22 protein-coding genes are annotated in these 25,270 nt (G+C 64.1%); 7 read left to right on the forward strand and 15 right to left on the reverse strand.

Annotated elements, in window-relative coordinates; translation table 11 throughout:
* Positions 1 to 8 precede the first annotated feature (8 nt).
* The gene (locus E8E91_RS13770) at positions 9 to 1,238 is read left to right on the forward strand and encodes a DUF3422 domain-containing protein (protein ID WP_280376214.1); all 1,230 of its coding nucleotides are present in this window, start codon (positions 9 to 11) and stop codon (positions 1,236 to 1,238) included.
* Between the two features lie 431 nt (positions 1,239 to 1,669).
* Here E8E91_RS13770 and E8E91_RS13775 read toward each other — a convergent pair whose 3' ends face one another.
* The gene (locus E8E91_RS13775; RefSeq protein WP_280376215.1) at positions 1,670 to 2,380 is read right to left on the reverse strand and encodes a lipoate--protein ligase family protein; all 711 of its coding nucleotides are present in this window, start codon (positions 2,378 to 2,380) and stop codon (positions 1,670 to 1,672) included.
* Between the two features lie 323 nt (positions 2,381 to 2,703).
* Here E8E91_RS13775 and E8E91_RS13780 point away from each other — a divergent pair, with 323 nt between their 5' ends.
* Positions 2,704 to 4,587, forward strand: coding sequence for a multicopper oxidase domain-containing protein (locus tag E8E91_RS13780; RefSeq protein ID WP_280376216.1), 1,884 nt, complete (start codon positions 2,704 to 2,706; stop codon positions 4,585 to 4,587).
* 36 nt (positions 4,588 to 4,623) lie between these two features.
* Positions 4,624 to 5,292, forward strand: a complete 669-nt coding sequence (locus E8E91_RS13785) for an SCO family protein (RefSeq protein WP_280376217.1) — start codon at positions 4,624 to 4,626, stop codon at positions 5,290 to 5,292.
* Between the two features lie 145 nt (positions 5,293 to 5,437).
* Here the strand turns inward: E8E91_RS13785 and E8E91_RS13790 are convergent, their stop codons facing one another.
* From E8E91_RS13790 to E8E91_RS13825, 8 genes are all read right to left on the reverse strand, one after another.
* Entirely contained in the window at positions 5,438 to 6,187 is a 750-nt protein-coding gene (locus tag E8E91_RS13790; protein ID WP_280376218.1) for a class I SAM-dependent methyltransferase, read from the reverse strand.
* 190 nt (positions 6,188 to 6,377) lie between these two features.
* The gene (locus tag E8E91_RS13795) at positions 6,378 to 7,535 is read right to left on the reverse strand and encodes a MalM family protein (protein ID WP_280376219.1); all 1,158 of its coding nucleotides are present in this window, start codon (positions 7,533 to 7,535) and stop codon (positions 6,378 to 6,380) included.
* A complete protein-coding gene (locus E8E91_RS13800; RefSeq protein ID WP_280376220.1) occupies positions 7,535 to 9,127 on the reverse strand; it encodes an outer membrane protein transport protein in 1,593 nt (530 codons plus the stop codon). Before E8E91_RS13800 ends, E8E91_RS13795 begins: the two co-directional genes overlap by 1 nt.
* An 18-nt stretch (positions 9,128 to 9,145) precedes the next feature.
* Positions 9,146 to 10,120, reverse strand: coding sequence for a transporter (locus E8E91_RS13805; RefSeq protein WP_280376257.1), 975 nt, complete (start codon positions 10,118 to 10,120; stop codon positions 9,146 to 9,148).
* Positions 10,121 to 10,187: 67 nt separating this feature from the next.
* A complete protein-coding gene (locus E8E91_RS13810) occupies positions 10,188 to 10,949 on the reverse strand; it encodes a C39 family peptidase (protein ID WP_190828061.1) in 762 nt (253 codons plus the stop codon).
* Positions 10,950 to 11,038: 89 nt separating this feature from the next.
* Positions 11,039 to 11,491, reverse strand: coding sequence for a DUF6160 family protein (locus E8E91_RS13815; protein ID WP_280376221.1), 453 nt, complete (start codon positions 11,489 to 11,491; stop codon positions 11,039 to 11,041).
* Positions 11,492 to 11,720: 229 nt separating this feature from the next.
* Positions 11,721 to 14,432, reverse strand: a complete 2,712-nt coding sequence (locus E8E91_RS13820; RefSeq protein WP_280376222.1) for a LuxR C-terminal-related transcriptional regulator — start codon at positions 14,430 to 14,432, stop codon at positions 11,721 to 11,723.
* On the reverse strand, positions 14,429 to 17,143 hold the full coding sequence (locus tag E8E91_RS13825) for a LuxR C-terminal-related transcriptional regulator (protein WP_280376223.1): 2,715 nt from the start codon (positions 17,141 to 17,143) through the stop codon (positions 14,429 to 14,431). The genes E8E91_RS13820 and E8E91_RS13825 overlap by 4 nt, the downstream gene beginning before the upstream one ends.
* 166 nt (positions 17,144 to 17,309) lie before the next feature.
* Here E8E91_RS13825 and pabB point away from each other — a divergent pair, with 166 nt between their 5' ends.
* On the forward strand, positions 17,310 to 18,659 hold the full coding sequence (pabB, locus tag E8E91_RS13830; RefSeq protein WP_280376224.1) for an aminodeoxychorismate synthase component I: 1,350 nt from the start codon (positions 17,310 to 17,312) through the stop codon (positions 18,657 to 18,659).
* A gap of 167 nt (positions 18,660 to 18,826) precedes the next feature.
* On the opposite strand, the gene thrH is transcribed toward pabB, so the two are convergent.
* The gene (thrH, locus tag E8E91_RS13835) at positions 18,827 to 19,444 is read right to left on the reverse strand and encodes a bifunctional phosphoserine phosphatase/homoserine phosphotransferase ThrH (RefSeq protein ID WP_280376225.1); all 618 of its coding nucleotides are present in this window, start codon (positions 19,442 to 19,444) and stop codon (positions 18,827 to 18,829) included.
* A 194-nt stretch (positions 19,445 to 19,638) separates the two neighbouring features.
* Between thrH and E8E91_RS13840 the strand changes: the two genes are divergently transcribed.
* On the forward strand, positions 19,639 to 20,373 hold the full coding sequence (locus tag E8E91_RS13840; protein ID WP_190828073.1) for a phosphoadenylyl-sulfate reductase: 735 nt from the start codon (positions 19,639 to 19,641) through the stop codon (positions 20,371 to 20,373).
* Between the two features lie 3 nt (positions 20,374 to 20,376).
* Positions 20,377 to 20,670 (forward strand): hypothetical protein, encoded by a 294-nt coding sequence (locus tag E8E91_RS13845; RefSeq protein ID WP_280376226.1) that lies wholly within the window; start codon positions 20,377 to 20,379, stop codon positions 20,668 to 20,670.
* 174 nt (positions 20,671 to 20,844) lie between these two features.
* Here E8E91_RS13845 and cysB read toward each other — a convergent pair whose 3' ends face one another.
* From cysB to E8E91_RS13870, 5 genes are all read right to left on the reverse strand, one after another.
* Complete coding sequence (gene cysB / locus E8E91_RS13850; protein WP_190828077.1) at positions 20,845 to 21,819, reverse strand: HTH-type transcriptional regulator CysB; 975 nt, start codon at positions 21,817 to 21,819, stop codon at positions 20,845 to 20,847.
* 119 nt (positions 21,820 to 21,938) lie between these two features.
* Entirely contained in the window at positions 21,939 to 22,439 is a 501-nt protein-coding gene (locus E8E91_RS13855) for a universal stress protein (protein ID WP_151134420.1), read from the reverse strand.
* A gap of 44 nt (positions 22,440 to 22,483) precedes the next feature.
* On the reverse strand, positions 22,484 to 23,389 hold the full coding sequence (locus E8E91_RS13860) for a 5'-nucleotidase (protein WP_280372206.1): 906 nt from the start codon (positions 23,387 to 23,389) through the stop codon (positions 22,484 to 22,486).
* A 13-nt stretch (positions 23,390 to 23,402) separates the two neighbouring features.
* The gene (locus tag E8E91_RS13865) at positions 23,403 to 24,356 is read right to left on the reverse strand and encodes a putative 2-dehydropantoate 2-reductase (RefSeq protein ID WP_280376227.1); all 954 of its coding nucleotides are present in this window, start codon (positions 24,354 to 24,356) and stop codon (positions 23,403 to 23,405) included.
* Entirely contained in the window at positions 24,357 to 24,743 is a 387-nt protein-coding gene (locus tag E8E91_RS13870) for a thioredoxin family protein (RefSeq protein ID WP_190828083.1), read from the reverse strand.
* On the opposite strand from E8E91_RS13870, the gene E8E91_RS13875 reads away from it, so the two are divergent.
* The gene (locus E8E91_RS13875) at positions 24,742 to 25,152 is read left to right on the forward strand and encodes a PilZ domain-containing protein (protein WP_280376228.1); all 411 of its coding nucleotides are present in this window, start codon (positions 24,742 to 24,744) and stop codon (positions 25,150 to 25,152) included. The two genes, E8E91_RS13870 and E8E91_RS13875, sit on opposite strands and share 2 nt — an antisense overlap.
* Positions 25,153 to 25,270 lie beyond the last annotated feature (118 nt).

Below are 25,270 nucleotides of genomic sequence, written 5' to 3' on the forward strand. Positions count from 1 at the left end.
AAGTCCCCATGCATCCACTTCGCAAAGCGCTGCACAACGAGCTGCACTCGCGGCCGTCGATCTACTTCCGGGATCCGGCCAACGTCTATCACTTCGCCTTTTCCGATGCCGAGGACGTCTGCGACGCCCTGGTGGATCGCCTCAACCAGGCTGCCGACGCGCCACTGGCCAGCAATGGCTCGCAAGGCCTGCTGCGAATGGGCGAGAACACCCTGAAATGGGAACGCCATACCGAGTTCTTCACCCTCACCCTGGTGGTGCCGCGTGCGCCGGGCGACCCGTATTGGCCGCCGCTGCCGGAAGCGCTGGAAAGCCTGGTGAGCGAGCACCGCAATCTGCTGATCAATGCCGACCAGGTGCTGGTGGAGTCGGATGCGCACTGGGCGGGTGACACGGCGGCCTACGGCTTCAAGGACCCTTCCGGGTCCACCCTGGGCGGCGGCGATGCCATCGCCTGGTCGGACTTCCGCCTCACCGAGGGCGGCGTCAACCGTATCCTGCTGGTCAACCGTCGGCTCAATGCCTACCGCCTGGGCCGGATGATCCGCCGCCTGCTGGAAATCGAGACCTACCGCATGATGGCCTCCCTCACCCTGCCGGTGGCCCAGGCGGTGAGCCTGCAGTTGAAGGAGTACGACAAGGAGCTGACCAACCTCTCCGACCGCAATGCCGAGGGCAAGGGCAGCGCCAAGGAGCTGTCGACGGATATCGCCGCCCTCTCCGCCCGCATCGTGCGCAGCACCGCCCGCACCCGCCAGCGCTTCAGCGCCACGGAGGCCTACGCGCAAATCGTATTCGAGCGCATCAACGAGCTGCGTGAATCCCACATCGACGAATGCCAGCGCCTGGGGGTGTTCATCGAACGGCGCTTCCGCCCCACGGTGCGCTACTGCGCCGCCACCGACCAGCGTCTGGTGCGCCTGGGCCAGAGCGTGGCGAACCTCAGTGACCTGCTGCGGGCACGGGTCAATGTGGAAGTGGAAGAACAGAACTCGGAAATCCTGCGCAGCCTGAACGCCCGCGCCGATACCCAGATCAAGATCCAGAAGGCGGTGGAAGGCCTGTCGATCATTGCCATCAGCTACTACCTGCTGAGCCTGTTCAAGCTGTTCTACGGCGGCCTGCACACCCTCGGACTGGATGTGTCGCCGAAGACGGCGATCCTGGTGATGACGCCGGTGGTGGCGTTGATCCTGGGCGCAATTGTCCTGCGGATCAGGAAGGCGAAGGGGCATTGATCCCTGCAAATCCGATGGGCAGACCTGCGGCCTGCTTGGCGAATGAATTCGCCCCTACAAATGAGTGCCGACGCCTCACACAAACCTCCCGTAGGTTGGTGTAGAGCGCAGCGAAACCCAACGATTCGCGGAAGTCTGCTGTTGGGCCTCGTTCCTCGGACCAACCAACGGCGCCCCTGCAAAGGTTTCTCGGCAGCCCGGCATAAATCGCAGGCAAAAAAAGACCCGGCAATTTGCCGGGTCAATAACCGTGATTAGCCTGATGAGGAGATAATCTGATGAGTCCGAAATCTGGGCTTGTCAGCTTATCCAGCTGGCCGCGAGGCCAGTGAGGTGAATAATAATGATTCTCATTTTTTGGTCAAGCGATATTTGCTCACAGATGTGAATCAATTCCATTTGCCGACCAAAGGTCCGGCCACCCGCCCCATTCACACCAACTCCAACCCCGCCTCCGCCAACGTCCGGCGATAGCACTCGCGCAGCGGGTCCAGGCGGCTCCAGACCTGCCCTACGCATTCATCCAGGGCGATATGGCTGCTGGCGCGCACACGGGCATCGAGGCCGCATCCCTGATAGAACGCATTAACCACCTCGACCATGGGCTCGCGCTGGTTTTCCATCAGTACCGCGGCGTGGGCCAGTACCACATGGCGGCTATCACCCTTGCGGCGTCGCCAGCGTTGTGCGGTGCCGACCAGTTTTCGCGACGCCAGGGTGACGTTGTAGCGACCGTCGCAGAAGGCGCCGTCCACTTCACCCAGCCCTCCCTCCAGCCCCATGCCCGCCAACCAGTCGAGCATCGGATGGCAGAGCCGCAGATAGGCATTTTCGATACGGGTCATTTCGCTCTCGCGAGGCGGCAAGGCGTAGGCCAGCGCCACATTCAGCACGGCGGGCGATTGCGGTACCGGTTCGCCGCCGCTGTCGCGCAGGGCCACCGGCCAGCCCAGTGCCCGGCATTCGGCCTCGGCCTCTGCGAAACCCGCCAAGCGGCTCATTCGTTGCGGCATGACCAGCGCCGCCTCCTGTGGCCGCCACAGCAGCAACCCGCACTCCTGCTCGCCCTGCTGGATGCGTTCCAACAGTTGGCGTTCTGCGTCCAGCCCCTCGACCACCGCGAACCGTGAAACCTGGTGCATGTTTCCTCCCACGCAACGTCAAATTTCCAGCAAATCCCAAGACCGCTCGTACTGAAGTGCCAAGTCATTAATCCATATGAATTTTTTAACCGTTCATGACGCTTCTTTGGCCGCCAGTCCGCCAGGGGCGGTTTTCACCTGGATGAATGATGGCACCCGGCAATCGCCTCCTATAAGTTTGTTTCAACCTGCTTGTAGAGCGCAGTACAGACTTCGACCGGAAATCACTACAGAGCCAATAAGGCCAACCGGTGCGAGGTGCTCCAGGAGCAGTCAGAGCGATCGAAATCTCACTGTCCATCAAGCTGTGGAGGACCGCAGCCGTGAAGACCTTTCGCTTGAATTCCAGGGGAACCTCGCTTGTCGCCCGGAATAACACCGACGACGCGAACCATCAATCAGAACAGACCCTCGCCAGCACCAACCGCCGCGCTTTCCTCAAATGGTCCGCTGCCGCCAGCGCCCTGCCCTTGCTGCTCACGGAACGCGACAGCCAGGCCAAGGATAGCGACACCTCGGAAGTCACCAGCCCGAGAACCACGCCCTGGAAGGAATTCCTTCCCAACCAGATGAGCCCGCTGAACCCGGTCAGCGACCTGCATGGCGCCGATGGCGTCCAGGTGGTCCCGCCTACCGCGACCCCCGACGCAGAACACGGCGAATGCGGGCGCAAGCCGCACCAGCGCTACGACCAGCTGGGCACCAACCCGACCCTGTACGAAATCAATGTGGTGGAGCGCCCCTGGAAGGCTCACCCCGACCTGCCCGAAATCAAGGTCTGGAGCTACCGTGCCGCCGACTCCACGCCAGACAGCTTCAGCCCGGTCATCTTCGCCCGCTATGGCCAGCCGGTGCTCTGCCGCTTCCACTGCAAGCTGCCCAAGGATCATGTTGGCGTCGGCGTCCCCTACATTTCGGTGCACCTGCACAACCTGCACTGCCCTTCGGAAAGTGACGGCTTTCCGGGTGACTTCTTCAGCGCCAACAAGCAGGGCCTGACCCTGGACTACAAGGGCGAGTACAAGGACCACTTCTACCCCAACGTCTACGCCGGCCTGGACGAGATGCAGAACGGCATCGGCGACTACCGCGAAGCCCTCGGCACCCTGTGGTTCCACGACCACACCTGGCAGGCCACCTCGCAGAACGTGGTGCGCGGGATGTTCGGTTTCTACGTCCTCTTCGACCCTCTCGACTCGGGTAACGAGAAGGACCCGAGCCCCGAGGCCCTGCGCCTGCCCAGCTACCCGTATGACTACATGCTGAGCTTCAACGACATGCGCTTCGACGCGAGGGGCCAGCTCGTCTTCGACCGTTTCAGCCCCGACGGCACCCTGGGCGACAAGATCCTGGTCAACGGCAAGATCGAACCGGTGCTGCGGGTGGCCCGTCGCAAATACCGGCTGCGCCTGCTCAACGCCGGCCCGTCGCGCTTCTACGAGTTCTACCTGAATGACAGCAAGGGCAAGGCGCAGACCTTCACCTACATCGCCAACGACGGCAACCTGCTGCCCGCACCTATCCGCAACATGGGCAAGGTGCACCTGGGTGTTGCCGAACGCGCGGACCTGGTGGTGGATTTCTCCAAGTACCCCGTCGGCACCGAGCTGTTCCTGACAAACCGCCTGATCCAGGACACCACCAGGGGCCCGGACAAGGTGGAGGGCTCCGGTACCAAGGTGCTCAAGCTGCTGGTGGACCGCGACCCGCCTGAACAGGACCTCAGCCAGGTGCCCGACGTGCTGCGGCCACTGCGCCCACTGTGCGACGAGGAAATCGCACGGGCCAAGGTGCGCCGCTGGGTGTTCGACCGCAAGGGCGGTGAATGGGCGATCAATGGCAAGCCGGAGAACATCCTCGACACCAGCGCGAAGATCGACAAGGGCGAGTGCGAGATCTGGGAGCTGGTCAACGAAAGCGGCGGCTGGCAGCACCCGGTGCATATCCACTTCGAGGAGGGCCGCATCCTCAGCAAGGCGGTCAAGGGCGTGCCGGTGGCCATTCCGCAACACGAGCGAGGGCGCAAGGACGTCTTTGTGCTCGGCAAGGACGAGACGGTCAGGGTGTTCCTGCGCTTCCGCGATTTCACCGGCAAGTACGTCATGCACTGCCACAACGTGATCCACGAGGACCACGGCATGATGTTGCGCTGGGACATCGAGGATGACACGCCGCCCGAACCGCCGGCCGGGTGCGGCGTCAGCTGATCACAGCCAACCCTTGATCGTTACTGGAGATGCCAGATGAACACTCGCAGAAACCTGCTGTTCGGCGCCGGTATGGCTGCCGCGGGCCTGGCCGCGCTGGGCACCGGCCTGGTGGGCCGCAACTGGGCCGCCCCGGAGCCCGAGTACGCCGAGGGCGACAGCTTCGGCGCCCGCTACTTCCCCAACCTCACGCTCTACACGCACCAGGGCAAACGGGTGAAGCTCTACGACGACCTCATGCGTGACAAGGTGGTGGCCTTCAACATGATGTACACGATGTGCGGCGGCCTCTGCCCCACCATGACCGCCAACCTGCGCGGCACCCAGAAGCTGTTGGGCGACCGGGCCGGGAAGAATGTCTTCATGTACTCCATCACCCTGCAGCCTGAGCTGGACACACCGGAGATCCTCAGGGAATACGCTGAGTCCCACCACGTCGGCCCGGGCTGGCTGTTCCTCACCGGCGACCCGACCGACCTGGAGAAGCTGCGCCGCAAACTGGGCTTCTTCGACCCGGACCCGGTGGTCGACGCCGACCGCACCACGCACATCCGCATGGTGCGCATCGGCAATGACCGCTATGACCAGTGGACCATGGCCTCGGCCCGCTCGCAGCCCGAACAGCTGGTGGCAGCGATCAACATGGTGGACCGGTCGGTGGACTTCACCTCGCACAATGGGAAGGATGCGAGCTTGCCGGTTTGAGGATGAAGCTGACGGGAATCCTTGTAGGGGCGAATTCATTCGCCAAGGGTGGCGAAGCCGCCCCTCTGGGAGTCCCCAGGGCAGACCTTCGGCCTGCTTGGCGATTGAAATCTCCCCTACAGGAGGTCATGCCCCCACAAAGGGGTCAGGCGACTCTGCCCAGATTCACCACCAACGGCCAGCTCACCCGGCGGGTGCTGGCCGGGTCGCCCCAGGCCTGCTGGAAGCGTTCGCGCAACGGGTCCAGGGGGTCGGTGCCGTGGGCGGATTTGTAGGTGCCGAGGGCCGACCAGCTTTCCAGGTAGCCCAGCAGCCGCGCCAGGTCCCACTCGGCATCCAGGGTGAAGGGCGGTACGTCGATGCGTTCGAAGGGGAACGGCAGGGTGCGATAGCCCTGCTCCACGTGCTTGCGCTCTTCGGCCCAGTAGCTGCCGAGGATGTCGCTGTAGAGGTGATCGACCAGCGCATCCACTTCCGGCGCGATGGTCGAGCGGTTGTAGGAAATCACCGCCAGCAATCCGCCCGGCCGGCTCACGCGGCGCACTTCCGCGTAGAAGCGCTCCAGGTCGAACCAGTGCAGCGCTTGCGCCACCAGGGTCAGGGACACACTGCCAGCGGCCAGTGAGGTCTGCTCCGCCGGTTCGCAGCGGTAGTCGATGTTGGCCGCAGGCTCGGCCTTGGCCAGTTGCTGCGCACTTACATCGGTTCCCACCACCCGCTGGAAATGCCGCGCGAGGTCGACGGTCGCCTGGCCGGAACCGCAGCCGCAATCCCAGGCCAGGGAAAGGTCCGGTGCCTGCTGGCTGAGCCAGGTGATCAGGGCGGGGTCATAGGTGGGGCGATTGGCGCGGTAGGCGTCGGTGTTGCGGGTGAAGAGCGCACTGGTGTCGGACATGGCAGGAAATCCGCTTCGGGTCGCTGGGGCTGCCAGCATAGCGCGGGTTGCCTGCTAGCAGGGGCGGGCCTTCTGTGGGAGCGAATTTATTCGCGAAACCGAGCAGGCGAATCGGAATGCGGACTGTATTGCAGTCCTTCGCGATTGAAATCGCTCCTACAGGACGGTGCCCGCCGACAATCCGGCATTGTCATTTCACAATGGCCAGCTCGAAGGAGCCCTGGTCGGCATGCTCGTGCACCTGCATCCCCGCCTCGCTCAGGGCGAGGTCTTGCAGGGGGCGCTTGAAGGGTTTGTTGTCGAGGGTCTGCAGGCTGCGGTCTTCATCGGTAGTCAGCAGCAGCACGTAGCGCTCGCCCTGGTTGGCGCGGACCTGCACCGTGCCTTCGATGAAGGCGTAGCGGTACCAGGTTTCGCCATGGAGCTGGTACACGGCGTCGCTCACCAGGCGTGTCGGGCGCTTGGCTTCGTCGAGGAACAGCAGCGACGGGTAGACCACCTGACGATTGGCGAAACTGCGGATGCGCAGGCCGTAGCTGTGTTGCGAGCGCGGCAGTTTGAGCGCGCTGTAGTAACTGCGGCCCATGGGGAAATCGAAACTGGGCGACAGGTTGTTCAGCTCCTCGAAGCGCGGCTCTTCGACCGACACTTCGGTGAAGGCGTCATCCGGGAGCTGGCCGCAGCAGCGGTCCACCAGGCTCTGGTAGAGCGCCTCACCCTGCTCTTCGCTGCCTTCCAGCAGGGCCTTCATGGCAGCGGTGGGCTGGCCGTCCAGGGATGGCAACAGCGCCGTCTTGCGCTGGAACTCCATTTCACGCGCCTCGGTGTAGGCAATGGGGCCCGGCCGCTCTTCATCGTCTCCGCTGTCCTTGCCGCGCGCGGGCACTGGCGAGTTGTGGGTGCGGCCCTGTTCGTCGACCCAGGTGAAATACGCCGGGCCCTGCTCCGGGCGCGAATAGCCACGGCCTTCAAGCACGTCGGAGTCGACGTACTCTTCCGAGCGCTGGCCATTGGGCAGGACGAAATTGCGTTGCCCCGAGTCCACCTGCCCTGCCGCGTAGAAGCTGTTCTGCAGATTGCCGCTGGCATCCACCCAGGTGAAGTAGCGCCGCTTGCTCTCGCCGGCCTTGGCATTGCCGGGCCAGAGCGTGCCGTCGCCATCCTTGAGGCGCGCCTGGTCGCTCTGGACGATGCGCCTGGCAGCCTGGCGCTGCTGCTCGCTGTAGCGGCCATCGACGAAGGTGTTGTGCACCCTGCCCTGGTCGTCGATCCAGGTCAGGTAGCGGCCGCTGCTGGCATGGGCGGCGCCGGCGAGGGTCAGGGCGAGGAGCAGGATGGGTGCTTTCATCAGAAGGTCGTCTGGTAGGTCAGGGCCAGGATGTAAGCCTTCACCGAAGTCTCGACGTTCTGCCCGGCATAGGGGTTGTAGACCAGGTTGTCGATGCCGGTGCAGTTGAGGCTGCAACTGGTGTTGGCCTTGGTGCTCTGCTTGGTGGTGAAGTAGTTGAAGCCGATGTCGATGTTGGTGTCCTTGTCCCAGCGGTAACCCAGGCCAAGTCCGTACAGGTGCGCGTCGCCGATCGGCGCCAGCACATCGGCCTTGTCGTCGGGGATGGCCGACGGGCGCCACTCGTAGCCGGCGCGCACGGCAAGGCGGTCGGTCCACTGGTACTGCATACCCAGTGCCCAGCTCCAGGTGTCGCGGTAGCCGCGGTCGAGGATGATGCTGCGGTCGGTGGCATTGCCGCCGCCGAAGTTCTTGGCGATGCGCAGCAGGTCCAGTTCGCGGTCGAACTCGATCTCGAATTCGTTCCAGTCGCTGTAGCCGCTCCACTTCAGGTCGAGATTGAACTGCCAGCGCTCGAACGGCTTGAGCTTGATGCCGGTGGAGAAGTTGTCCGGGTAAGTCATGTCCAGGGACGCGTTGCCGACTTCCTCATCGACGTTGCCGAGGGGGAACAGCGGGCTCAACACCTGACCGAACAGCGAAGACTGCATGCCGGACCAGAAGCCCTGCCATTGCTTGCTGTAGTCCACCCGGTACTTGCCCTGCAGGTGCATGCGCGCCTCGCTCTGGTAGGTGGCGCCCCAGGCGAACCAGTCGGTGGGTTCCCAGAGCACGCCAATATTCCAGGTCGGCGACAGCGACTGTTGCAGGTCGAGATCCATGTTGGCCAGGGTGTCGAAGGGGCCGATCTTGCCACCGCAGACGTTGATGATCCCGGAGACGACCTCACCCAGCCCCGGCAGACAGAGGAACTCGTTGAACAGCCGCGTCAAGCCGGTGAGGAAGCCCGGGTTGCGGAAGTCCTGGTTGAGCGCCATGGCCTGGTGGGAGAAGCCGACGGACAGGCCCACGGCCAGCTCATCGTTCACCTGGTAGCCCACCGAGGGCGAGAAGTAGGTGATGCGCTGCAAGGCGACTTCACGCCCCTGGTAGCGTGCCGGATCGCTGTCGGAATCCCGCGAGTAGCCCAGGGCCATGGGCGCGTAGACGTTGGTGGCGAAGGTGAACTTGGATCCCGGCGGATTGATCGACAGGCCCGCCAGCGGTGCGAACAGCACCGGCACCTCGGTCATGCCGCCCATGCCGGGCAGGTACATGGCCGGGGTCAGGGTGCGGCTGCTGGAGTTGGCCACCGGGTCGTCGTCGAAGCCGAGGAAGCCGTAGTCCTCGGGGGCTTCGAACTTGGCGCGGATGTCCATCACCCCGGTGAGGAACTTCACCGTGGTCTGGCGGCCCTTGAGTTTGGTCAGGGCGGCCGGGTTGTAGTGCACGGCGTCGATCCCCGAGGAATCGGCGGTGATGGCGTTGGCCATGGCCATGGCCTTGGGGTTGCCGATGGTCAGGTCGTTGGCCAATTGGGCCTGGGCCAGCCCCGCCCAGCACAGACCGACCCCGGCGATCGCCCGCGCAAGCGGCGAAAGATGCATGCTCATGAGGTGTTCGCTCGTCGGTTACTGGGCCTTGAGGCCTTTGATGTCGAGGGGAACGGAAAACCCCAGGAGAACGTCGGGCGAATCCTCGGTCATGCCGAAGCCGGCGTTGACGTTGACGATGTAGTCCGGCGACGTTCGCAGGCCGAGGGAGAAGTTCATGATCGAACTGGTCTGCTCGGTCCCTTCCAGGTTCACATCGCCGAACTCGTAGGTCGGCTTGGTCGTGTAGGCCATCTGGTAGGAGGTGGCCAGGGACACGTCGTAGGACAGCGCGTAGGCGAAGCCCATGCTGAAGTTGAGGGTGTCGCCCGGCTCCACGTCCTGCAGGATGCGCCCGCCGCGCATCTGGTGGATGTCGTGCACCGGCATGTTGTAGGTGTAACCCACCGAGCCGAACAGCACGACCGGGTCGATCACGTAGGACATGTTGGCGCCCACGCCGAGGCTGTAATAGCCGTTACCGGTGGAGAGGTCGTTCTCCGAGTTGATGTCGTAGGGACTCTCGCCGGTGGGCAGGCCGAGGGTGGCGAACAGTGTGGTGACCGGGCGGCCGCGGGTGGACGCCCAGGGCTGCCAGCGCAGCGACGCGGAGATGTCGCCGAGGCTGTAGACGTTCAGGTCGCGCTCGGTGTCGTACTTGGCCACGAACGGCAGACGCACACTGAAGGTCAGGTTGTCCCACACCCCATAATCGAAGGTGAAGGAGTTGGTGAAGGTGTGCTGGGCCTCGCTCTGGCTGAGCACGCTGTAGACGTTCTGGCCAGTACGGAAGGTCTCGATCTGGGTGTCGCGTACCAGCGAATAGTCGAAGCCGTAGGTGAGCGTGCGCTCCCCTTTCTTCAGCAGGGTGTAGCTCTTCTCGGAGGCCTGGAACACCTCTTCCAGCGCCTTGGCGCTGTCGGCGTCGTCATCCTTCTTGCTCAGCGCGTCACGCGCGTCGTCCACCGAGGTTTCCTCGGCGTGCAGCGGCAGACTGGTACAAAGCACCAGCATGGCCAGCCATGCGTATTCCCTTGGTCCCATGGTGCAATCCCCAGGTCTTTCTTGTTATGAGCGGGTGTCACTTGCGGCGGATGTAGCGGATGTCGCCCCCCGAGCCCAGTTCGTCGATTTCGTTCTGGGTGAATTTGGTGATCTGCGGAAACTCTTGGAACGCCAGCAGGCTGACGATGCGGTCGTCCACCAGGCGCAAGTCGCGCTCGGTGAGGGCCATGGCGTTCTGTGGTTCATTGCCCGTGGGGAAGATCACGAAGAGGACGTTCTGGTCCCAGATCTCCTCGAAACGGGCACGGGTGAAACTGATGTTGCCCAGCGCGGGGTCCGCGACGAACACGTGGTCGTTGTAAACGTCGCGCACCACCACGAAATGCTTGAAGCCGCCGTAGTGGATCGGAACGATGGCCGGATGCTCCAGGGCGTCGAGGTCGGAGAATTCGGCACGGAAGCCGCCACTCTTGTAGCCCAGGGCACCGACGAAGCGCTTCATGTCCAGCAGCGAAAAGCCACGGCGCTCGACGATCTTGTCGGCTTCGCCATAGCGCAGCAGGCCCTCCATCACCTGGCGTTCTTCCAGGTTGCGGCCCAGGTAATAGTCCAGCAGCGAGGTCAACGCGGCGGAGCCGCAGCTGTAGTCGTACGCCTGGCGAATGACGTTGCGGAACTGCAACTGGCTCATCGGCTCGACCACGGCCGTTTCGCGATACGGGCCGTTGGGCGAGAGGGGCTGGCTGATGTTCACCGCACCTTGCGGTTGCGGTTTGGTGTCCACCGCCTGGGTGAAGCCGAACAGACCGAGCAAACTGCCAACCAGGATTTCGATCATTGCCGTTCCGACTACTCGACTCTTTTTCGGGGAAAGGCCCCGCCGACAGAGTCGGCGAGGCTTTCCGGCTTACAGGATGAACGCGTCTATCAGTGGCCCCAGACCTTGATGGTGGAACCGGACATGTTCATGTTGTTGATGGCCAGGGAACCGATGCTGGCGGCGCTGGAGTCGCCGACGCGGATAGCGCCGACCGACAGCTGGCCGGTGATGGCCGGCAGGCTGATCTGCAGCTTGTCGTTGCCACCAGCGCCACCGTCGATCACGTCGATCTTCAGCGGGTCGCTGTCGAGAATGTCGAAGCCGGTGAAGGAAATGGTTTCCAGACGCAGCGTACCGTTGGTGGTGGTGCCACCAGTGGTTTCGGAGTCGGTGTAGACGACGCTGCCGATGCTGCCGTTGAAGCTACCGGAGATGCTGATGCCGTCCTGACCGGTCACACCGGACAGAGCGGAGTCGTCCATGGCCTTGAGGTCGGCCTGGGCCATGAACGGAGCGGCGAGTACAGCTGCGGCCAGAGCCAGTTGTTTGAAGCTTTTCATTCTTTTTATCTCCAAAGTTCACAGGTGGGTTGCCCCAGGGCCTGCCGTCGACTCCTGTCATCGGCAGTTGGACCGGCTCACGCCGATCTCCTGGCCGGACACTGCTTCCCTAAGTGCATCCGGCGAGGATTCGTGAAGCACCATGCTTCTCGACCTGGGAACAAAACTACTGAGCCCCTCCCCCGCTGCCAGCCCATCCAAGGGATGGAGGGCAGTTGGGCTCCCCACCTCAGGCCTCGCTCAAGAGGCCCATGCTCTTGCCTTTCAATACCGCCTGGGTACGGCTACGCACCCCGAGCTTGGCGAACAGGTTGTGCAGGTGCCACTTGATGGTGGCCTCCGACAGGTGCACCGCCTGGGCGATGTCGCGGTTGGAAAGACCGGCCGCGACGTAGCGCAGGATCTCCCGCTCACGGTGGCTAACATCTTGATTTTCATCGAAAGTTTCAGGATCCACGGAAAGCCGGCGGCACTGTTCGCGCAGGCTCTCGGCCACCCCTTGCCAGGCGCCGGCGCGCTTGGGTTCGGCGGTGCGCCAGGCATCCCAGAGCGGCAATAGCCACAGCGCGTCGTCCTGGAACAGCCGGCGATAGCCGCGATTCCAGGCTTCTTCCAGGGTGTTCTGGAACAGGTTGAAGGCCTTCTCGCTGTTACCTTTGCGCCAGTACGCCACAGAAAGTAACAGCGACAGGCGCAGGCGACGGTCACGCTGGTGCTCGTCCTGCTGCCGCGCCAGGCAATTCTCCAGGCTGGCCTGTGCCCGTTCGGGGCGGCGCTCGGTCAGCGCGAGACGCGCTTCGGTGAGGGCCAACGCAGTGTGAGCGTCGGAGTAACGCGCCAGTGGCAGCACGGACAGGTGCTGCTGCAGCTGCAGGCAGATTCGCTCGGCTTCGTTGGGCCGGCGCAACCAGAGCAGGAACTGCACCTTGCACGCCATGCCGTGGGCGAAGACCCGCTCATAGCCCGCGCCCTGCAAGCCAGCCAGCCATTCGTCGAGCTGGACCAGCGCTTGCTCCGGTTCCCCGGCGAAAAAGCGCGCCCGCGCCATCACCAACTGGCCGCGGCTGATCAGTTCCACCGGGGTCGCCACATCACGCCAGGTAGTAGCGAGCGGCAGCTCGGCGAGGATCGCCGCCTGGCGATCCTGCTCGTACAGGAGGTCGGCATAAGCCAGGGCCAACGGTCCGCCTACCCGGCTGCGCCGGCCGAACACCCGCTCCACCCGCGCGCGGGCGGTCTCGGCGATGGCGCGGCCGCGTTCCAGCTCGCCGCTTTCCTTGCAGATCAGCGCCTCGATCAGGCTGGTCATGACGTGCAGGTATTCGCTGTCCACCAGCTTGAGGTTGTCGCGGGCAACGGCGATGGCCTTGGCGGCCTCGCCGAATTCGCCCATCAGCGCATAGGCCGCCGCCTGCACGCAGGCCAGGCTGGCGCGGAACACCGGCTGGTTGTCCGGCACCATGGCGAGCCACTGGCGCGCGACCTTCAGGCAGGCCTCGAGCTTGTCCTGGTAGAGCATCACCAGGGCCTTGAGCACCTGGGAGGCCGCCAGCAGTTCGCCGAGGCCGAAGTGGATCACCTTGCCGCGCCCTTGCAGCAGGCGCGTGCTGACTTCCTCGATCAGCGCCTCGGACTCGGCGAAACGCTGCTCGAAAGCCAACTGCCAGGCATAGAAGATCTGAAACACCGGATGCTCGCGGATGACCTCGGCAGGCACTTCCTTGAGCATCGAAAGAATGCCGTACACGCGGTTGCCAGCGATCAGGCGCGCGCCCTGGCGCTCCAGCATTTGCGCGGCGAAGGCAAAGTCGCGGCCACGCAGGGCGTACTTGATGGCGCGGTCCGGCATGTCGTGGGCTTCGCACCAGCGGGCGGCGGCGTGCAGCAGGGTCGCCGTGTCGGTCTGGCGCGCCAGCCGACCCTGGAGGAATTCGGCGAACAGGTGGTGGTAGCGGAACCACTCGCCCTGCTCGTCCAGGGGAATGATGAAGAGCTGCTCGCGCTGCAACCGCATCAGCATGTCGAGCCCGTCGCGGCGCCCGGTCAGGGCGTTGCAGAGGTCGGCGCAGAAATCGTCCAGCACCGAGGTCTGTTCGAGGAATTGCTGCAGCGGCGGCGGCAGGCTGTCGAGCACATCCTCGGTCAGGTAGTCGGCGATATTGCGCTCGGTACCGCTCAGGCTGGCGAGGAAAGCCGCGCGGTCCGGGTGCCGGGCCAGCGCCAGGCTCGCCAGATGCAGCGCAGTGATCCAGCCCTCGGTACGGGCGTGCAGCAGGCGTACGTCGCTGCCTGATAGCGGCAGCTGGCGTACTTCACGGAAGTACGCCTCGGTCTCTTCGAGGGTCAGGCGCAGGTCTTCCGCCTTCAGCAGCAGGGACTCCGATTCGCTGAACAGCATGCGCGGCGTGAAGCGGGTGCTGCTGACCAGGTGGACGTTGGCCGGCAGGTTCTCGATCAGGTAGCGCGCGCCCTGGTCCAGGGCGACGTGGCGGATGCGATGGAAGTCATCGAGCATCAGGTAGAGGTCGCCGTCGATGCGCTTGAGGTCGCCGACGAAGGCGTCGATCACCGCTTCGATTGGCCAGTTCACCTCGCCTTGCAGCAGCCCGACGGTGTTGCCACCGAAACCGGGCAAGGCGGCATCCACGGCGGCGACCAGGTATTGCAGCAGGCGCAGCGGCTCGCTGTCGGCCTCGTCGCAGGAGAGCCAGGCGACATGCGCGCCATCAGCCTGCAGCTGCTGGCGGAACAGGCTGAGCACGGTGCTCTTGCCGAACCCGGCGGGGGCGCTGAGGACCAGCACACGGCGCTGGCGGGCGAGCTTCAGGCGCTCGATCAGGGCACGGCGCGGCAACACCGGACGGCCACCGGCGTCGGCCGGGAACAGCTTGGTGCGTAGCAGGGGAATCTGGTGCGGACGTGACAGGCTGAGGTCGGTCATGATTCGAGCAGCCCCAGCTCGCGGGCACGCCGGATCGCCTGGGTCCGGTTACGCACCTTGAGCTTTTCGTAGATGTTGTGCAGGTGCCATTTGACGGTCCCCAGCGCCAGGGCCAGCTGCTGACCGATCTCTTCGTTGGAAAGCCCCTTTGCGGCCAGGCAGACGACCTCGCGCTCGCGGTCGGTGAGGCCCTCTTCGAGCACATCCAGGGATTTGCGCGCGTCCTGTCCCGGCCAGGAGGCCAGCAGGTCGCGGATGAACCCCTGCAGCGCCGGCTGGCGTTCGGCCGACTCCAGCTGCTGGAGCAATTGCCGAATCGCCTCGCCCTCCTCGATGAACAGGCTGCGCACACCTTCGCGCTCGGCGCTGAGCAGGCATTGCACCAGCAGGCTGTGGGCCCGCTCCTGGTAGCCCAGGCGCTGGTAGCTGAGGGCCGCCAGCAGGTCCAGGCGCAGGCGCTGCAGGCCGTGCCAGTTGGGCTGGAGCTTGCTGCGCAGTTGAGTGATTTCGTGCAGGGCCTCGCTGAAGTGGCCACGGGCTTGCTGCAATCGCACCCGAATCAGGCCCTGTACCCAGAGTGCCGAGTTGGCGCCTTGGTGGGTGCTACCGCTGGCCAGTTTGTTCCAGTCCACCCCCTTGAAGCGCTGCTCGGCCCGCTTGACGCGGTCGGTGCCGGGCTCCTGAAGCATCAGCGAAATCTCGTCGGCCACCGCCCGGGCGTAGAAGCGCCAGGACTGGTTGCGCGCGGCGAGATTCTGCATCAGCACCAGGGTGGCCTGGGCTTCCTTGGGCTTGTCCTGCATGCGCTGGATGCGTGCGAGGAACAGCATGCCCTGGGCATAGATGTCGATCGGTCGGATGACGTCGATATTGGTCAGGGCCGCACCAAGGCGCTCTTCCAGTCCGTCGAGACGCCCTTGCTGATAGGCGATCAGGGCCTCGACTATGACCGGCAGCGCCATGGCGCGGGACTTGTCGGCCAGGTGCGGCATGACCTGGGAGCGCATCTGGTCGAAGAGCATTTGCGCCTGCTTCACCTGGCCCTGCTCCAGGGCGAGGAGGATTTCCACGTTGGCCAGCTGCATGTCCAGGTAGCGGCCTTCGAGGAAGTGGTTGCGCTGCTGCGCGAGGGCCAGAAGGCGCCGCGCCTGGTCCGGCTGGGCAAGGGTCACCAGCGCCATGGCACCGATCACCAGGATGGCCACTTCGAGGAAGGCCTGGTTGCGCCCGAGCTGGGCCTCGACCCTCCGCGCAATGGTCACGCAGAGTTCGAGGTCGTCCTTCTGCAGGGCAAGAGCGGCCTTCACCGCCAGGGTGGCCAGGTACTTGTCGCTGAGCTGGGTCTCGGCACGGGCGCCGCCCCAGCGCGCCAGCACCTCGTCGAGCATCTGGTTGGCTTCGGGCAGGGCCATCTCGGTGGCGCGGTTCCAGACATCGGCCAGCACCAGGGTCGGATAGCGCTCGGCGATCTCGTCCGGCACCTTCTGCCGCCAGCGATAGATCTTGTTCAGCTGGCCACGGTTGATCAGTTCCAGGCCGCAGCCGTCCACCAGCGCCGCCAGCATCTCGGGGTCCTCGGCGAGGCTGGCGTGCTCGATGGCGAGGTTCTGCATGTGGTGGTTGGTGAACCAGAGGCTGGCGTTGAAGTGCAGTTGCTTCAGGCGCTCCGGATCACGGGCCTTGAGCCGGCTGCGCAGGAAGTCCGCGAACAGATGGTGGAAGCGGTACCACTGGCGCTCGCGATCCAGTGGCAGGAGGAACAGCTGCATGGTTTCCAGCCGTTCCAGCAGCGCCTGGCCGTCGTGACGACCAGTCAGGGCGTTGGCCAGGTCGCCGCTGAGCTGGCTGGCGATGCCCAGGGCCAACAGGGCGTCCTGCAGGTCGGCCGGCAGGTGTTCGAAGACGCTGGCCAGCAAGTACTGGCCCACGGTGGCCTGGTCGCTGCCCAGGCATTCCATCTGCTCGCTGGCCTGGGGCTGGTGGCGCAGCCAGAGGCTCGCCAGCTGCACGCCAATCGCCCACCCTTCGGTATGGCTGTGAAGTGCCGTCAGTACGGCATCATCCAGTTGCAGCCCGGTGCGGGCCATGTAGTCGCGGGTTTCCTCGGCCGACAGGCGCAGCTCGTCGAGGCCGACTTCCAGCAGCCAGCCCTTGGCACGCAGGGTGGCCAGGTTCAGCGGCGGCAGGGAGCGGCTGCCGACCGCCAGGGTGAAGCTGGCCGGTGCCAGGCGCACCAGGCGGCCGAGGGCGGAAAAGAGTTCCGGGTCTTTCAGCAGGTGCAGGTCGTCCAGCACCAGCAGAAGCGGAGCATTGTGCTGGGCGAGGTCCACCAGCAGGCTTTCCAGCACGGCGTTGACCGGCACCTGCATGGTGTTCTGCAGGTAGCCACGGGCGTAATCGCCGAGGCCGGGCACGGCTTCGCCGAGGGTCTTGAGCAGTTGCAGGAAAAAACGCGCGGGGTCGTCGTCCTCGGCCTCCAGGGAGAACCAGGCCACTGCGCTCCCGGTAGTGCGGCGCTGCTCGGCCAGGGCCGCGAGGGCGGTGGTCTTGCCAAACCCGGCGGGGGCCGAGAACAGCAGCAGGCGAGCATGGGGATGGGCGGCCAAGGCGGCTTGAACCTGGGACCTGGGCAGGTAATCGGCGGATGCCTGGGGTGTTACGAGCTTGGAGCGCTGGCGGCTACCGGCTGCGGGGTTGAGAACTGCGTCCACTGCCTGAATCCCTTATGTCGTTATCGTTGTGGATCGGAGGTACATCTCCGTGGGATTGGTACATAAGTAACAGAATGCTTTTCCTACGTAAACGTCAGAAAAGGCTCTAGGATCGACACTACAGGCAGACTAGAATCCGCTCCTGCATCCTGCCCGCGCCGCCCCTATGCCTGACTGCCATCTACACGTCCTTCCCTATCAAGAATCTCCCTGCGAACGCTTTGCCCTGGTGCGCCAGGCGCCGGGCGCCGTGCTGCTGGACGCTGGCCGCCCGGTCGCCGAGCGTGGACGCTATGACCTATTCAGCGCCTGGCCATTGGCAGCATTTGCAGCAACACCGGGCGAATCGGCCAACGACTTCGCCCAGCGCCTGCGGAAGGCTCTGGCCAGCCTCGGCGAAGCCAGTCTTCCTGCGGGAATCGAGCTGCCGTTCGTCGGCGGACTGATCGGTTACCTGGCCTATGACTTCGGCCGCCGGGTGGAACAATTGCCGGAACAGGCCATCGACGACCTGCAACTGCCGGATGCTCGACTGGGCCTCTATGCCTGGGCGCTGGTCAGCGACCACCAATTGCGCACCAGCCAACTGGTGTTCCACCCCAGCCTTGGAGAAGCCGAGCGCGCACGCCTGATCGCCCTGTTCAGCGAGCCGGCGCAGCCTTCGTCCGCCCCCTTCCGCCTGCGGGCACCGTTCAGCGCCAACTTGACGGAAGAGCGCTACCGCAGCGCCATCGAGCGGGTGCAGGCGTACATCCAGGCGGGCGACTGCTACCAGGTGAATTTCACCCAGCGCTTCCAGGCCCCCTGCGAGGGAGACCCCTGGACCGCTTACCAGGCCCTGCGCACGGCCTGCCCGACCCCCTTCGCCGGCTACCAGGCACTGGATGACGGTGGCGCCATTCTCAGTCTGTCGCCGGAACGCTTCATCAAGGTCAGCCAGGGCCAGGTGGAAACCCGCCCGATCAAGGGCACCCGCCCACGCGGCCGCACGCCCGACGAAGATCGCGCCCAGGCCGATGAGCTGCTGGCCAGCCGCAAGGACCGCGCCGAGAACCTGATGATCGTGGACCTGCTCCGCAACGACCTGGGGCGCAGCTGCGCCATCGGCTCGGTGCGGGTGCCCGAGCTGTTCGCGCTGGAAAGCTACCCCAACGTGCATCACCTGGTGAGCGCCATCACCGGCCGCCTGGCCGACGACAAGGACGCGCTGGACCTGATTACTGGCAGCTTCCCGGGCGGTTCCATCACTGGCGCCCCGAAGATCCGCGCCATGCAGATCATCGACGAACTGGAACCCAACCGCCGCTCGATCTACTGCGGCTCCCTCCTCTACCTGGACGTGCGTGGCGAGCTCGACAGCTCCATCGCCATCCGCACCGTGCTGGTGAAGGACGGCCAGGCCAGTTGCTGGGGCGGCGGCGGCATAGTCGCCGACTCCGACTGGCAGGAGGAGTACCGGGAGTCCATCACCAAGGTGAAGGTGCTGATGACGGCGCTGGAAGAAATGAGCGCCTGAGTCCTTGTAGGGGCGAATTCATTCGCCAAGGTCGGCGAAGCTGACCCCTGGAAGTCCGAAAAGGCAGACCTGCGGCCTGCTTGGCGATTGAAATCGCCCCTACAGGTTTTACCCGCGAGCAGAAATGAAAAAGCCCGCTTTCGCGGGCTTTTTCATGGGCGGGAGGCTCAGAGGCTCAGCTGGCGGCTGGAGGCCTTGATGAACTCGCGCTTGAGGTCTTCGTAGGTGTGCACTGCCGGAAACTGCGGGAATTCGCGGATCACGTTTTCCGGGGCATGGAACAGGATGCCGGCATGGGCCTCGCTGAGCATGGTGGTGTCGTTGTAGGAGTCGCCAGCGGCGATCACGCGGTAGTAGAGGCTCTTGAAGGCGAGCACGGACTGGCGCTTCGGGTCCTTCTGGCGCAGTTGGTAGTCCACCACGCGATCGGTGTCGTCGGTGATCAGACGGTGGCAAAGCAGCGTCGGGAAGCCCAGTTGGCGCATCAGCGGCTGGGAGAATTCGTAGAAGGTGTCGGAAAGGATGACGACCTGGAAGCGCTCACGCAGCCAGTCGACGAACTCGACGGCGCCGTCCAGGGGCTTCAGGGTGGCGATCACTTCCTGGATGTCGGCCAGCTTCAGGCCATGCTCGTCGAGGATGCGAAGACGCTGTTTCATCAGCACGTCGTAGTCCGGGATGTCCCGGGTGGTCGCCTTCAGCGCTTCGATTCCGGTTTTTTCCGCGAAGGCGATCCAGATTTCCGGAACCAGTACACCTTCAAGGTCGAGACAGGCGATTTCCACGAGCAATTTCCCCGCATGGCTTTTTTGATTGGAGGCGGCACTCTAGCGGCTCGCCCGGGACCACGCAACGCGAGGCTTATACCCAAACGCAGCAGTGGTACTTCCTCATGGTTATTTAGGGGCATATCCGCCCTTTGTTAAGATGCGCGCCATAGAGCGCGCCCAGCGCCAACTCCTATAAGGAAGCCTGCCTGATGAGCCAACCCTTCGACGTCGCCGAACTGGCGGCGAGCTATGCCAGCAAGTCCCCCCAGGACATCCTCAAGCTCGCCTTCGAGCATTTCGGCGACGAACTGTGGATTTCCTTCAGTGGCGCCGAAGACGTGGTGCTGGTGGACATGGCCTGGAAACTGAACAAGAACGTCAAGGTGTTCAGCCTGGATACCGGCCGCCTGCACCCGGAAACCTACCGTTTCATCGAGCAGGTGCGCGAACACTACGGCATCGCCATCGAGGTGCTGTCGCCGGACCCGCGCCTGCTGGAACCCTTCGTCAAGGAAAAGGGCCTGTTCAGCTTCTTCAAGGACGGTCACGGCGAATGCTGCGGCATCCGCAAGATCGAACCGCTCCGTCGCAAGCTCTCCACCGTGACGGCCTGGGCCACCGGCCAGCGCCGTGACCAGAGCCCGGGCACCCGTTCCCAGGTAGCGGTATTGGAAGTGGACGGCGCCTTCTCCACCCCGGACAAGCCGCTGTACAAGTTCAACCCGCTGGCGCAGATGACCAGCGAGGAAGTCTGGGCCTATATCCGCATGCTGGAGATCCCTTACAACCCGCTGCACGAGCGCGGCTTCATCAGCATCGGCTGCGAACCCTGCACCCGCCCGGTGCTGCCGAACCAGCACGAACGCGAAGGCCGCTGGTGGTGGGAAGAAGCCACCCAGAAGGAATGCGGCCTGCACGCCGGCAACCTGATCAGCAAGGCCTGAGCCATGCGCATCACCCTGGTGAAGAAAGTCCTGGCCGATGGCCAGGACTGCCGCAAATGCCGGGATGTGATGGAACGCCTGGAGCGCGACGGCCACTTGGGCCGGATCGACCGCATTCTCGTGGCCGACGAGCGCAACCCGGCCAGCGCCGGCTGGATGGCAGCACAGCATTACGGCGTGGATACCGCGCCCTTCTTCGTGGTGCGTCACGACGACGGACGCGAGCAGGTCTACACCGTGTTCCTGGCCTTCGTCCGTGATGTGCTGCAAGCCTCCGCCCCCGATCAATCGTCGTAGCTTGCAGCCAAAGCGTTGGGCTTCGCGGAACTCAGCCCAACCTACGAAAGCTCTCAGGGGGCCGGCAGGTTGTGGTAGAGCACAGCGAAACCCAACAGTTCCAGCCTCATGATTCATTGGCACCGCCCATAAAAAAGCCCGGCATCCGCCGGGCTTTTTTCGTTGCCAAATGACTTAGTAAGTCGGCAGTTCCACATCATGGAACAGCTCATCCAGCTCAGCCTTGTTATGGCACTGCACGGCCTTGGCCTGGACGTCGCGGGTCAGGTGCGGGGCGAACTTCTCGATGAAGTCGCACATGAATCCGCGCAGGAAAGTGCCGCGACGGAAACCGATCTTGGTCACGCTGGCTTCGAACAGTTCGCTGGCATCCAGTACCACCAGGTCGCTGTCGAGCTTGGCGTCCACCGCCATCTTGGCCACGATGCCCACGCCCAGTCCCAGCCGCACGTAGGTCTTGATCACGTCGGCGTCGGCGGCGGTGAACACCACCTTCGGGGTCAGGCCGCGATGGCTGAAGGCTTCGTCCAGCTTGGAGCGGCCGGTGAAACCGAACACGTAGGTCACGATGGGATGCTCGGCCAGGGCTTCGAGGGTCAGTTTGGGCAGCTTGGCCAGCGGGTGGCTCTGGGGAACGATGACGCAGCGGTTCCAGCGGTAGCACGGCATCATCACCAGGTCACCGAAGAGTTCCAGTGCTTCGGTAGCAATGGCGAAGTCGACGGTGCCGTCAGCGGCCATTTCCGCGATCTGCATCGGGGTGCCCTGGTGCATGTGCAGGGCAACGTCGGGATATTGCTTGATGAAGCCACCGATCACCGGCGGCAGTGCATAGCGCGCCTGGGTATGGGTGGTGGCGATGGACAGGGTGCCCTTCTTCTCGTTGGAGAACTCCTGGGCGATCTGCTTGATGCTCTCGACCTTGCGCAGGATTTCGCCAGCGGTGGTGATGATGCGCTCGCCGGCCGGGGTGACGCGGGTGAGGTGCTTGCCGCTGCGGGCGAAGACTTCGACGCCCAGCTCGTCTTCCAGCAGGCGAATCTGCTTGCTGATGCCCGGCTGCGACGTATAGAGACTTTGCGCAGTGGCGGACACGTTGAGGTCGTGGTGCGCCACTTCCCAGATGTAGCGCAATTGCTGGAGCTTCATAGGCAATCCTCAAAGCGATTACGCCGCAGGATGTCGACGGCGTTTATAACCATATTAATGGTTTGCTGAATAAAACTAGACGTTTTTTTCTGCTTTGCACAACGAGCGACCAGCGGCGGTCAGAAGTCGTTGCGTCCACGATGCTGGAGCATCGGCACCAGATACACCGGCACCTCGGATAACTGGACGAGTCGAGCCGCGGTACGGCCCAGCGGCGTCTCCAGCGGCGTCCCGTGGCTGTGGCTCCCCACCACGAGCAGGTCCACCGAAAGCTTCTGCACTTCTTCGAGGATGACCAGCGGCGGATCGCCCTGGACCACCCGCACGGCGCGGATCATGTCGAGGTCCTGGACGGCTTCACCCATTTCGTCGCGAAAGCCCTCCAGCACCCTTTGCTCGATGCTCGACATGACGGTGCCAAGCCCCTTGGCCCGCAGTTCTTTCAGGGTGTCGTCATCGAGATAGGTCTGCAGCACGGACTCGGCGAACAGACCCAGAGGTTCGACCGCGTGCACTACATAGAGTTGGGCGTTGTAGGCCCTGGCGAGGGACAAAGCGTGTTGTAGAACGTAGGGAGCATAGAGACCGAGGTCCGTGGCATAGAGAATGGAGCGAATCATGAGGCCTCCTACCGCCTTGCTTGGCTGGCCTCACCAGAGCTTAGTCACAACTGCGATTCGTTGCTCACGCCATGGGGCACGTGCCCAGTAGCCACTACATCGCGGGCTTTTTCGCAGTGCCCGGCCTGATCATCGAAAAACACATCCGCGCCGAAGGTTTCGAGGATAGAGGCCTTTTCAAGCCCACCGAGGAAGAAGGATTCGTCCAGGCGGATATCCCACTCGCGCAGGGTGCGAATGACCCGCTCGTGGGCCGGCGCCGAGCGCGCGGTCACCAGCGCCGTTCGAATCGGACAGGCATCCGGCGGGAACTCCTGTTGCAGCCGGTTCAGCGCCGAGAGGAAGGGTTTGAAGGGGCCGCCATCCAGCGGTTCGCGGGCCGAGTCGCGCTCGTGGGCCTGGAAGGCCTCGAGGCCACCGGCCTGGTAGATGCGCTCGGAATGATCGGAGAAGAGCACCGCATCGCCGTCGAAGGCGATGCGCAACTCATTGCTCGCCGCCCGGCGCGGGCCGCCGGAAAGGATGGTCGCGGAGGCAAAGCCGCTCTGCAGTGCCCGGCGAACGTCGTCGGCGTGGGTGGACAGGAACAGGTGGCAACCGAAGGCGCGCAGGTATGGCTCCGGGCTGCGCCCGCCAACGAAGGCCGCGCGGGAGATGCCAAGACCATAATGCTGGATGGAATTGAACGCGCGCAGGCCGGTGTCGGCGCTGTTGCGCGATACCAGGATGACCTCCACCCGCTGCTGGCCGAGCTGTTCGTTCAGCCCGAGCAGTTTTTCCACCAGCGGATAGGCATCACCGGGTTCCAGCACCTCGTCCTCGTGCTCGATCTGGTACTGACGGTAGGCTTCTATGCCCTCCGCCTCGTAGACCCGATGGCTTTCGTCGAGGTCGAACAGCGCCCGCGACGAAATCGCCAGTACCAGCTTGTCACCCAGTCCCTTGCCCATGGAGGTTCGCCTCTCAGCCCTGGTTGCGTGCGTCGATGAAGCGTAGCGCCTGGTACAGCGCGCGGATGCGTGGCATCTCGAAGCCTGCCGCAGCGGCGGCGGCCAGCGGGGCTTCGTAGATGGCACCGAGCTCCAGCGGGCGCTTCTGTACGAAGTCGTGGTACATGCTCGGCAGGTAATCGGGCATGCGGTCGGTGGAAGCCAGCAGCTTGGCGGCGAAGTTGTCGGGAATGCGGTGGCCGACGGCGGTGGCGGCATCCACCACTTCCTGCATGATCGCCTGGATCAACTCGCGGATGTCGGCGTTCCCCATAAGCGCGGTGGTGCCGGCATTCAGCAGCACCGACAGGCCGTTATAAGGCACGTTCCACACCAGCTTCTGCCAGCGCGCCTGATCCAGGTTGGCGACAGCGGCCGAATCGATGCCAGCCGCCTTGAACATGGCCGAACCTTCCTCCGTCAGCGCTTGCCGCTCCTCGTCATCACGGGCCGGGCCGGAGTGATAGCCGAGATTTACCGCCCCCAGGGACTGATGCTCGATCACCCCCGGCGCCGAGCGGTGCACGCAGATGTAGCAGAGTCCGCCAATCAGATGCAGGGACTCGGGCAGCAGCGGACGCAGCTCATCCTCCACGGCCAGGCCGTTCTGCAGCAGGACCACCTTGGCACCGGGCGCGGCGGCCTTTGCAATCACCGGCGCCAGCGCGGCGTTGCTGGTGGTCTTGGCGCCCACCAGCAGCCAGTCGCAGGGCGGCATGTCGGCAACGTCGCGATAGGCCTGGGCGGGGAACAGCGCCTGGGCACCATGCACCACGCTGTTCAGCTGCAGGCCGCGCGCGGCCACGGCGTCGTACTCGCTACGCAGCAGGAAATGCACGTCGAAGCCGGCACGGGCCAGCATCACGCCATAAAAGCCGCCGATGGCGCCGGTACCGATGATGCCGATGCGCGGTTTGCTTGAACTCATCTAGGGAAGCTCCTCTGCCGGCCGGGCCAGCGCCCGGTCCAGGGCTTGAATCAGATCGTCGCGCCGCAGGCTGGAGTGCAGCGCGCCATGGAAATCGCCATTTCGGACCACAAACAGCGCAGGGAGGTGGAATACCTCATAGCGCTGCACCAGCCCACCATTATTGCCGGCATCTATCCAGCACAATCGCTCGACCGGCAGGCCTGCGCGCGGCAGATGCTCCCGTGCCCAGCGACAACTGGCACAGCCCGTGCTCGTGAAGATCACCAGGGAAGTGCCGGGAAGGTCGAGCAGTCGGTGGTCGGCGTCCAGGTCGGACAATTCCACCTCGGGCACTATAGTGTCTTGGGCAATGCCGGATTCGAGGCTCCGGGAGTTCGCGGTCATGCGTCAGTTCCTGCGTCACCCCACGGAAATGCCCGTGGAGCTGGTTCCGCGCAAGGGCAGGCACCTGCCCCTGCAGCGGCTGCACGATATCAGCCTGGGTGGGGTAGCGTGCAACTCCGCCCGTGCGTTTCGGCGCGGCACCGCCATAGAACTGTTCATCCCGCTGCTGGGCGAGCTGGCGCGTTTTTCAGGCACCGTAGCCTGGTGCCGCAAAGAGACGCAGGACTACATGATCGGCGTCGCCTTCACCGACGAAGAGAACATGTTCCGCGCGCGCATGGTCGAGCAGATCTGCCTGATCGAGCAGTACCGCAAGCAGCAAGAGAATGTCGTCGGCCATGCCTTGGCACCGGAAGAGGTGGCGCAGGAATGGATCGCCCTTCATGCGGCGGACTTCGCCCCGGTCTGAAATCGTGCAAATTCCACGTTCTACGCATGCATTCGCCATTGTCGAGGTCGCGTGGAAAGCGTTAAGGTTCCCGTCCCCGCTGCGTTTTTACTGCTGTGCTCTCCGCCAAACGGGGATC

The organism is Pseudomonas sp. BN515, assembly GCF_029873155.1.
Classification (GTDB): domain Bacteria; phylum Pseudomonadota; class Gammaproteobacteria; order Pseudomonadales; family Pseudomonadaceae; genus Metapseudomonas.